Genomic DNA, 9343 nt, shown 5'->3' with positions numbered 1-9343 from the left:
CTGCCGGACTACATCGACGGCACCAAGGCGCTGAACGTCAGTTCTTCCGGCATCGGCAACAAGAACAACAACCTTCAAGGGGACAGTGATGCTGCCATTACGGCTGGCGATGAAAGCTTCGTCGCCAATCCAGGAACGCAGTTCACTAGCGCGAAGGTGTTCATCGATAATGCGGTCACCGGATACAACTTCACAGGCGGCGAGCGCCTGTACTATCGCCTCATCTTTGCCGACGGCACCGACTCGGGCCAGGTACTGGTCAACACGAATGTAGCAACCACAGGCCACGTGCCAGTGCCCTTCACTGTTGACGGTGGAGGCAAGCTGATTGACGCGCTTCAGCTGACGATGGCCACCGGCGTGGTGAAGATTCCTGAGATCCAGTTCATCACGCAGATCAACAATCTGGCCAACGGCATCAAACTCGACTTCACCTCGACCATCACCGATGGCGATGGCGATACAGCCAGCAGCACGTTTGGGGCGAATCTGTCGGCAAACAAACTCGGAGCGGCCTTCGACTACGTACTCACCGGGACTTCAGGCAAGGCTGACGCCTTTGACGTCGACCTGGCCTCGAACCTCACAAAGTACCAGGTCAACGGCTTCGAATTGGGCGCCGACAAGCTGGTGCTGCTTGGTGCGAACAGCTACACGCTTGACACCACGACGGCCGATACCAAGGTCGATATTGCGGAGACAGGAGGGCAGCATACCTTCGTGACCGTTGTCGGCGTGCATATCGCCGCAGCGGACATCGCGACGATAACCTGACCGTAAACGCACTGAGCCGGACGGTGTGCTATCACCGCCCGGCTCAGGGATCAAGTATCGAGCCGCCTTAAGGCTTGGCGATAACGATTTGCGACACCGAATTCTGGGTGCTGTCGTAAGACATCAGCGTGCCCGTAATCCGGGTAGCGCTGAGAGTAACCGAAGCCGTGCTACTCGTCTTCAGCGTAGCGCTGCTCAAGGTGCAGGTGCCGGTGGTATTCGTGGTGCAGCTGGAGTTGCCGCCTGCGGAGAAGCTGCCATCCACGACAGCATTGACAACGGCTGCGCCGGTGGCAATGTCACGCACCTTCACGACGGCGTTCGCCTTCCAGTTACCGCCGGATTTGGTAGCGCTGCCGACCATCGATTGCACTGCAACGACCTTGGTTGCTGGCTGCTGCACCGGCGCCAGGCTGCCCGTGAACAGCAGCAGGTTGGGCGACCCCGCGCCCATGGCGGCGGCCGACAGGCGGTTTGGCGTGCCGTTCGACACAATCCAGGAAGCGACTGCGGCCGGCGAAGCGRTCGGATTACTTGCGAGTACCAGTGCGGCAACGCCCGCTACATGAGGCGACGCCATCGACGTGCCGCTGATCGTGTTCGTTGCGCTGGCGTCGGTATTCCAGGCCGAGGTAATGCTGCTGCCCGGCGCAAAAATGTCCACGCAGGTGCCGGTGTTCGAGTAAGAAGCGCGCGCATCGATGCTGGTGGTGGCACCCACCGTGATCGCGGTCGGTTCGCGGGCAGGCGAAACGGTGCAGGCATCGGCATTGCTGTTGCCGGCTGCGACCACAACCGTCACGCCTTTCGCCACAGCACCCGCAACTGCGGCGTCAACCGCAGCGGAAGCGCCGCCGCCCAGCGACAGATTCGCCACTGCCGGACGCTGGGTGGTGTTCGCAACCCAGTCGATGCCGGCGATCACGGTACTCCATGCCGCGGAGCCGGCGCAATCCAGCACGCGCACGGGAACCAGGCTCACGCCCTTGGCAACGCCCCAGGTGGTGCCGCCCACGGTGCCTGCCACGTGCGTGCCGTGGCCATTGCAATCGTTGGTGCCATTGCCGTCGCCGACGAAATCGATGCCGGCTTGCACACGGCCGGTAAATTCGGTGTGATCGGCGCGAATGCCGGTGTCGACAATGAACGCCGTCACGCCAGCGCCGGTACCGGAATAGTGGTACAGCAGGTCAAGCGGACGATCGGCCTGATCGATACGGTCCAGTCCCCAGGTCGCGTTGTTTTCCGTCGCGGTGGCCGTCAGCGTGACGGTCTGGTCCTGCTCGATGAAACGCACGTTTGGGTTATTGCGCAGGCCTTGCACTGCGGCGTCCGGCAGACTGGCGGAGAAACCCTTCATCACTTTGCTGTAGGTATGCAGTACCTTGCCGCCGCGGCCCTTCATCATGTTTTCCGCTTCAGCAGCCGGGTTGACCACGCTGTCGCGGAACACGATCACGTAACGGCCAGGAATCGGACGGGACTGCCCGAATGGATGGGTGGCAGCGGTACCATTACCTTGCGCATAAGCGGAAGGGGCGCACAGAACCAGAGCCGCTTGCGCGACAGCCGCGAMGATGCGGCAGAAAGCTTTAGAGATCATTTGGATGCGAAATAAGAAGAAGATGGGGCTCAGGCGGCCGGAAATACGGAAATGGACTGGGGCAATGGACGGAAGCGAGTCAACATCTACTCCTTAAATAAATTGAAAACATGCTTTAAAACCAGTTTCTCTTTGAAATAATAAAATTACGGAAGGAATTTATTACTTTCAAGAAAATAGTTACTGAAACGAAGTTTCCCATGATTTTCGGCATCACGCAATTATTTTCTGAAAGAATTATTCCAATATCGCGCGCACGCAACGGCTTGAAGAAATAAATATTTCCCCAGCTTCAATCGAATTGAATTTAAATCAGCAGAGTTAATAAAATGGCTTGCAGCCACAGTTTGACTGACGCGCAATATTACACATAAATCAAACTGCACGTTTGATTTATTAAATACGCTGAGGAATTATTTAAATAAGGACGGGCATTATTAACCATATACCGCACGGCATTCGGCACGCAGGCAATTAATAAATTCCAGCTGAACCGGGGTTGCCAGCCAATCACTGCGGATTGTGTAGCCCACAGTGCGGTGCTTATCGGGGGTAGGCAAATTCAAGGCGACCACGTCGTCGCGGTAGCTGCCGAACAGCAGGTGTGAGCGCGACAGCAAGGATACGCAATCGCTCTCCGCCAGCATGGTCATCATCATGGATAGGGAGCTGGTTTCGACGGCTACGCGCGGCGGCCTGGGCAATGTGGCAAACAGCGCTTCCACTGCATGCCGGCGCGGCATGCCGGGCTGCGGCACCACCCAATCGTAATCCGCCAGATCACCGGGCGTGACCGGCTCGCGCGACGCCAGCGCGTGGCTGCGCCGAACAACAACCACATAGGGATCGGCGAACAGCTCCGTTTCGACGGCGGCGCCTTCCAGCCGCGGGCTGCGCAATGCGCCAACGATGATGTCGATGGTGCCGAAAGCCAGCGCGCCGAACAGCTGCGCGTGCGTGCCTTCGTGGATTGCAATGGCGGCATTCGGATAGGCCTCGCGCAAGCGCGCAATGGTCCTGGCCAGCAGCAATTGCGGCAGCAGCGGCAGCACGCCGATGACGACCTGGCCACCTGCTTGTCCCCGTGCCGTTGCCAGATCGATGGCGGCCTGGTCGATTTCATGCAGCGCCACGCTCAGGCGGCGCGCAAACTCCAGCCCGGCGGCGTTGGCGGTGACGCTGTGCACCCGGCGCCGGTACAGCGAAGTGCCGACTGTTTCTTCCAGCTGCCGTCCGGCCCGATGCACGGCGGGTTCGGAAATGCCCAGGCGGCGCGCGGCCTCGACCGCTGAGCCATGCTGCGCGATAGCGATATGGCAACGCAGTTGCGCATCGGTCAGACGGCGGCAAATGGCCGGGATCTGCGGCGCTGGCCGCGTGCCGATGAGCTCGGCAACCGCCATCCCGATCTGATCCAGCATGCGCTTGACGCGGCGCTGCAACAGAGCGCCCTCCCCGGTCAGCTCGCTACCGTTGAAGCCTCGTTCGAATAGTTGAGCGCCATAAGCAGCTTCCAGTTTCTTGATGGCCTGGCTGACGGCTGGCTGCGTCATGCCCACCATGTCGGCGGCCTGGCTGATGCCGCCGGCCCGGCATACCGCATCGAACAACATCAGGCGCCGCAGGCGTGTCGTGTCTTCACTCATATATCCAGCTTAACCTAAATCCAGCTTAACCTAAATTTATGTCTTGCGACGCACTACTAATTAGCGTCGACGCAAAACCCAACCCTATACTTGGTTCATCCTTTCAGATCACAACTTATGGGGTTCACATGTTTGAAATCGTCGATACGCATACCCATGCCATTTCGACCGACACAACGCGCTACCCGCTGGCGCCGGTAGGCGGCCACCAGTCCGACTGGTCGGCCAAGCGTCCAGTGGATTACGCCGGCCTGCTGGCGCAGATGGACAAGGCCGGCATCGCCCGTGCCATGGTGGTGCAAGCCTCCACGGTGTACGGCAATGACAACAGTTATGTGGTCGATGCCGTGCGCGCCCATCCCGATCGCTTCCGCGGCGTTTTCTCGATCGACGTGCTGGCCGCAGATGCCGTATCGCAGCTGCAGCGCTGGCTGGATGCTGGCCTGGATGGCCTGCGCCTGTTCACCACCGGCAGCACCATGCCCGGCCAGGCGGACTGGCTGGACGACAAACGCTCCTTCCCGGTCTGGGATTACGCTCAGCAGCACGGCGTGTCGATCTGCCTGCAAATGACAGCTGCGGGCATTCCCGCCCTGATCCGCATGCTGGAGCAGTTCCCGCGCAGCCGCGTGCTGCTGGACCATCTGGCCCGTCCGGATCTGGCGGAAGGCCCGCCATACGCATCAGCGGCGCCCTTGTTCAGCCTTGCCAAATACCCCGGCGTGAATTTGAAGCTGACCAACCGCACGATTCACGAATCCGCACGCGGCGCCTCCACACCGGCCGCCTTCTTCCCGCGCGTGATCGAAGCCTTTGGCGCCAGCCGCATCGCGTGGGGTTCCAATTTCCCGGCCGCCGAGGGCGCGCTGGCCACGCTGCTGGATGAAGCGCTCAGCGCGCTGGCAGGGGTTACCGAAGCCGATCGCGCCTGGATTTTCGGCGATACTGCCCGCTCGATCTACCCTGGCCTGAACCAGAAGGCATGAAGAACATGGACAAGGACATTCCGGTGCTGCGCACCGCACTCAAGACCTATCCGCATACGGCTGCGATCAAGTCCGGCGAGCTGACCGACCCGCGCGTGCGCCTCGATTGCGTCGATGTCGATCCGATTTACCGCGCCTTCGCACCGATGGCGCGCCAGCAGGCCTACGACGTCAGCGAGATGGCCATCGTCACGTATCTCCAAGCCAAGGCATACGGCAAGCCGCTGGTGCTGCTGCCGACCGTGGTAGCGGCGCGCATGCAGCAAGGTTGCCTGGTGTACGATGCCAGGCATGGCACCCGCTCGCTGGACAGTCTGACCGGCGCCCGCATCGGCGTGCGCGCCTACTCTCAGACGACTGGCATGTGGGTGCGCGGCATTCTGGCCAATACCTACGACGTGGACACCAGCAAAATCGCTTGGGTCACCTACGAAGACGCGCATCTGGCCGAATACGCCGACCCGGCCATCGCCACGCGTGCGCCAGGCGGCAAGACGATGCTGGGCATGCTGCAGGACGGCGAAATCGATGCGGCCATATTCGGCAACGATCTGCCCAAGGACGAAAACATCCGTCCCGTGATCCCGGACCATGCCGCGGCAGACCAGGCCTGGCGCGCCATGCATCATCAGGTGCCGATCAACCACGTGGTCGTGATGCACCGCGCCGTCGCCGAGCGTCACCGCGACGCCGCACAGGCCGTGTATGACCTGCTGGAACGCGGCAAGGCACTGGCGCCGCCGACACCGGCAGACCGCCTGCCTGGCGGGATCGAAAGGTTGCGCGATCGGCTCGAACTGGTACTGGATTTCTGCCTGCAACAGCAGCTGCTACCGCGCCCGCTGACTGTCGATGAAATCCTGAACGACAGCCTCGAATTTGTCGACGCCTGAACAATATAAAAAATATAAAGAATATAAGCAATATATTGGAGACCTTGAGCATGGACGCAACAAATCACCCGCCTACCCGGCGCCGCTTCTACCACGACCTGTCGTTCCAGGTGTTCTTCGGCATCGCGCTTGGTGTCGCGCTGGGACACTTCTGGCCGGCAGGAGGCGCCGCCGTGCAGCCGCTGGGCGAAGCCTTCATCCGCCTGATTCAGATGGTGGTCGGCCCCATCATCTTCTGCACCGTCGTCACCGGCATTACCGGCGTCGGCAGCATGCGCAAAGTCGGCCGGCTTGCCATCAAGGCGCTGATCTACTTTGAGGTGATCACTTCGCTGGCCCTGGTGCTCGGACTGGTCACCATCAACCTGCTACAGCCCGGCGTCGGCATGAATATCGACCCCGCCTCGCTGGACTCCAGCAGCGCCGATGCCTACATCACCACCGCGCGCCATTTCACCACCACCAGCCAGTTCCTGCTGAATGTGATTCCGAAGACCTTGGTTGCCGGCTTTGCCAATGGCGACATCCTGCAGATTCTGTTCTTCTCCGTGCTGTTCGCCTTTGGCATGGCGGCGGCAGGCGAACGCGCCAAGCCAATGCTGAGCGTGATCGACAGCTTCTCGCAGGGTGTCTTCTGGATCATCAAGCTGGCAATGCGGGTGTCGCCGATTGCCGCTTTCGGTGCGATTGCCTTCACGGTCAGCAAATTCGGTTTCGGCTCGCTGCTTTCGCTGGGCAAGCTGGTCGGCGAGTTCTACCTGACATGCGCCCTGTTCCTGTTGCTGATCCTGGAGCCGGTGGCAATGTGGAGCGGCTTCAGCCTGCTCAAGCTGATGCGCTATCTGCGGGCGGAATTGCTGCTGGTGATCGGCACCAGCTCATCCGAAAGCGTGCTGCCGCAGCTGCTGCAAAAGCTTGAACAGCTGGGTTGCGAAAAGTCGGTGGTAGGCCTCGTGGTCCCGACCGGCTATGCCTTCAATCATGACGGCACCTGTCTTTACTTCGCCGCCGTTGCCGTGTTCCTGGCCCAGGCGACCAATACCGCACTCGGCTGGGAGCAGCAACTGGCGCTGCTGGTGGTCCTGCTGCTGACGTCGAAAGGCGGGGCCGGTATCGCCGGCTCAGCGATTGCCGTGCTGGCTGCCACGCTGGCGGCAACCAATACGATTCCGGTGACGTCCATCGCCCTGATCCTCGGCGTGCACCGTCTGCTTTCCTCAGCCTTTGTGTTTATCAACATCATCGGCAACGCCGTCGCGACCATCTTCGTCGCACGCTGGGAAAACGCGCTCGACCGCGGCAAACTCGTGGCCGAACTGAAGGCCGGCTACCGCCCGCCGGACGACCCGGAGCGTAATAGCGCCAAGGTGCGCCTGTACTCGGCATCCTGATCCGCATCACAGCAGTTCAATCATTTAAAACAAAACAAGCAGGAGACAACTCGTGAAACGATTTACTCTGGGGTTGCTCACGCTCGCCCCGTTGGCAGGACTCGTCCATGCCGACCCATCAGTCTCAATCTTCGGTGATGTGGACGGCGGCGTACGCTACCAGACCAACGCCAGCGCCGACGGCGGCAGCAAGATATCGATGAGCTCGAACGGCTACTACAATTCGAACAAGCTGGACTTCGCCGGATCGGATGACCTCGGCGGCGGCTTCAAAGCGGATTTCCTGCTCGAAAGCGGCTTCAACCTCGGCACCGGCCAGCTCGACAATACGACCAATACCCTGTTCCAGCGCCAGGCCTTCGTCCGTGTGAAGACGCCCTACGGCGCACTATCGCTGGGCCGCCAGTACACCATCTCGCACGACTTCATTTACGTTTTCGATCCCTTCGGCTTCCGCTTCACACCGCTGATTCCGCTGACCAAAGCGTCCAGCGGCACCCGCTTCGACAATGACCTCAAATACGTCGTCGATGCCGGCCCCGTCAAACTTGAAGTCGAGGATTCGCTGGGGGAGCAGGCCGGCAGTACGGCGCGCAAGGCAGCGCGCGGCGTCGGCCTGATCTATAACAACGGCGCCTTGGCATTCGGCGCCTCCTACAACCACCGCAGCGTGCCTGTCGGCGCTTTCTACAACGGCGACATCTACTACCTGGTCGGTGCAGCCTATAACGTCGACAAGCTGAAAATCTCCGGCGGCTACATGCAGGAGACGGTGAAGAGCCAGACCGGAGTGGATTCCAAAACACGCAATATGTTTGGCGGCGTCAGCTACCGCTTCAAGCCACAGGCCTCGTTCACCGTCGGCTATTACGTGACCACGGCGCCGGATGATCCTGCACGCCGGCGCGGCATGACGGTTGCCGAGATCGATTATTCGCTGTCCAAGCGCACCGTGCTGTACGCCGAACTCGACTACACACGCTTCAGCAAGGCGGCGGTCGGCACGCTGAACACAGTTGGGGTGCCGAACCAGACCGGCGCCACTTTCGGCATCAATCACCGCTTCTGAACCACTCCTGTTGCGCGGCGCCGAACAGAAATTCGGCGTTTGTTGGCCGGCATCCGCCACTTTCCACGCCGCGCGGTATGCCCTTAGAGGAGAAAGCAGCTGGCACGCTTTCTGCTGAATGGATAGCGAGCGCAAATGAATTGCCTCACTAACCCAAACCTCTAAGGAGCATCACCATGAAAACCCTGATCATCAAAGACCTGGCCCGTACCGAACAACTGGACCGAACTGCCATGGCTGGCGTGCGCGGCGGCTGGAAAATGAACTCGCCTTACTACTCGTTCGGCGATGTCACCTACGCGCCAAGCTATGACTCCTCCATCAAGGGTACTCAGAACATGCTCCAGCAGCAGGACAAGCTGACCGCCACCGCTAACGGCTCYGCYTTCCTGGACGGCATCCACGTGCACRRCAACACCGCSCARAACGGCGCCAACACCATCGTCCGCATGTAAGCGCATCCCGTCATCGCACCCAAGGAGACCTATCATGAAAACCCTGACCATCAAAGACCTGGCCCGCGCTGAAGACCTGGACCGCGCCACCATGACCTTCATTCAAGGCGGCTGGAGCATGAACTCGCCMTACTWCAAAGTSGGCGACGTGACCATCGGCGGCACCTACGACTCGTCCATCAAGGGCACCCAGAACATGCTGCAGCAGCAGGAGAAGCTGACCGCGACCGCGAACGGTTCGGCCTTCCTGGATGGCGTGCACGTGCACGACAACACCGCCCAAAACGGCTTCAACACCATCGTCGGCTAAACGGCAGACTCGCGGGGGCCACACCCGGCTCCCGCGACGCGCCAGCTCAAGGAGAACATCATGTCTATCACTATCAGCGACCTGGCGCACAGCGCCGCCCTCGACCAACGCGCCATGACCACCGTACGCGGCGGCTTCGGTCCCAACGTCAACGTCAATGTCAATCTGGACCAGAAGTTCGGCCAGTTCCAACAGATTGGCGTCAACGTCCTGAAC

Annotated in this window: 9 protein-coding genes; 7 read left to right on the top strand and 2 right to left on the bottom strand. The window is 60.5% G+C overall.

Annotated elements, in window-relative coordinates:
• Positions 1 to 774: hypothetical protein (locus tag AB4Z11_RS12780; RefSeq protein WP_442025626.1), on the top strand; the 774-nt coding region annotated here is incomplete at its 5' end.
• 67 nt (positions 775 to 841) lie between these two features.
• Here AB4Z11_RS12780 and AB4Z11_RS12775 read toward each other — a convergent pair.
• Both AB4Z11_RS12775 and AB4Z11_RS12770 read right to left on the bottom strand, forming a co-directional pair.
• Positions 842 to 2377, bottom strand: a complete 1536-nt coding sequence (locus AB4Z11_RS12775; RefSeq protein WP_442025625.1) for a S8 family peptidase — start codon at positions 2375 to 2377, stop codon at positions 842 to 844.
• A gap of 437 nt (positions 2378 to 2814) precedes the next feature.
• A complete protein-coding gene (locus AB4Z11_RS12770; RefSeq protein ID WP_442025624.1) occupies positions 2815 to 4023 on the bottom strand; it encodes a LysR substrate-binding domain-containing protein in 1209 nt (402 codons plus the stop codon).
• A gap of 128 nt (positions 4024 to 4151) precedes the next feature.
• On the opposite strand from AB4Z11_RS12770, the gene AB4Z11_RS12765 reads away from it, so the two are divergent.
• The 6 genes from AB4Z11_RS12765 (at position 4152) to AB4Z11_RS12740 (ending at position 9127) form a co-directional block, all read left to right on the top strand.
• Positions 4152 to 5009 carry an amidohydrolase family protein gene (locus tag AB4Z11_RS12765; protein ID WP_442025623.1) on the top strand — a complete coding sequence of 286 codons (858 nt, stop codon included), beginning with the start codon at positions 4152 to 4154 and terminating at the stop codon, positions 5007 to 5009.
• Positions 5006 to 5902: a hypothetical protein gene (locus tag AB4Z11_RS12760; protein ID WP_442025622.1), complete on the top strand. Its 897-nt coding sequence runs from the start codon at positions 5006 to 5008 to the stop codon at positions 5900 to 5902. The genes AB4Z11_RS12765 and AB4Z11_RS12760 overlap by 4 nt, the downstream gene beginning before the upstream one ends.
• 50 nt (positions 5903 to 5952) lie before the next feature.
• A complete protein-coding gene (gene dctA / locus AB4Z11_RS12755; protein ID WP_442025621.1) occupies positions 5953 to 7293 on the top strand; it encodes a C4-dicarboxylate transporter DctA in 1341 nt (446 codons plus the stop codon).
• A 52-nt stretch (positions 7294 to 7345) separates the two neighbouring features.
• Positions 7346 to 8362 carry a porin gene (locus tag AB4Z11_RS12750; protein ID WP_442025620.1) on the top strand — a complete coding sequence of 339 codons (1017 nt, stop codon included), beginning with the start codon at positions 7346 to 7348 and terminating at the stop codon, positions 8360 to 8362.
• Between the two features lie 176 nt (positions 8363 to 8538).
• Complete coding sequence (locus AB4Z11_RS12745; RefSeq protein WP_442025619.1) at positions 8539 to 8817, top strand: hypothetical protein; 279 nt, start codon at positions 8539 to 8541, stop codon at positions 8815 to 8817.
• A gap of 34 nt (positions 8818 to 8851) precedes the next feature.
• Complete coding sequence (locus tag AB4Z11_RS12740) at positions 8852 to 9127, top strand: hypothetical protein (RefSeq protein ID WP_442025618.1); 276 nt, start codon at positions 8852 to 8854, stop codon at positions 9125 to 9127.
• Positions 9128 to 9343: the final 216 nt, after the last annotated feature.

Source organism: Pseudoduganella sp. RAF53_2 (assembly GCF_052113985.1).
Lineage (GTDB): Bacteria > Pseudomonadota > Gammaproteobacteria > Burkholderiales > Burkholderiaceae_D > Rugamonas.
This window is presented reverse-complemented; position numbering and strand designations above follow the sequence as displayed.

What these genes read in the sequence shown, in the direction of transcription:
- dctA (WP_442025621.1), top strand. Translation starts at nt 5,953, where the DNA reads ATGGACGCAACAAATCACCCGCCTACCCGGCGCCGCTTCTACCACGAC.
- AB4Z11_RS12770 (WP_442025624.1), bottom strand. Translation starts at nt 4,023, where the DNA reads ATGAGTGAAGACACGACACGCCTGCGGCGCCTGATGTTGTTCGATGCG.
- AB4Z11_RS12760 (WP_442025622.1), top strand. Translation starts at nt 5,006, where the DNA reads ATGAAGAACATGGACAAGGACATTCCGGTGCTGCGCACCGCACTCAAG.
- AB4Z11_RS12765 (WP_442025623.1), top strand. Translation starts at nt 4,152, where the DNA reads ATGTTTGAAATCGTCGATACGCATACCCATGCCATTTCGACCGACACA.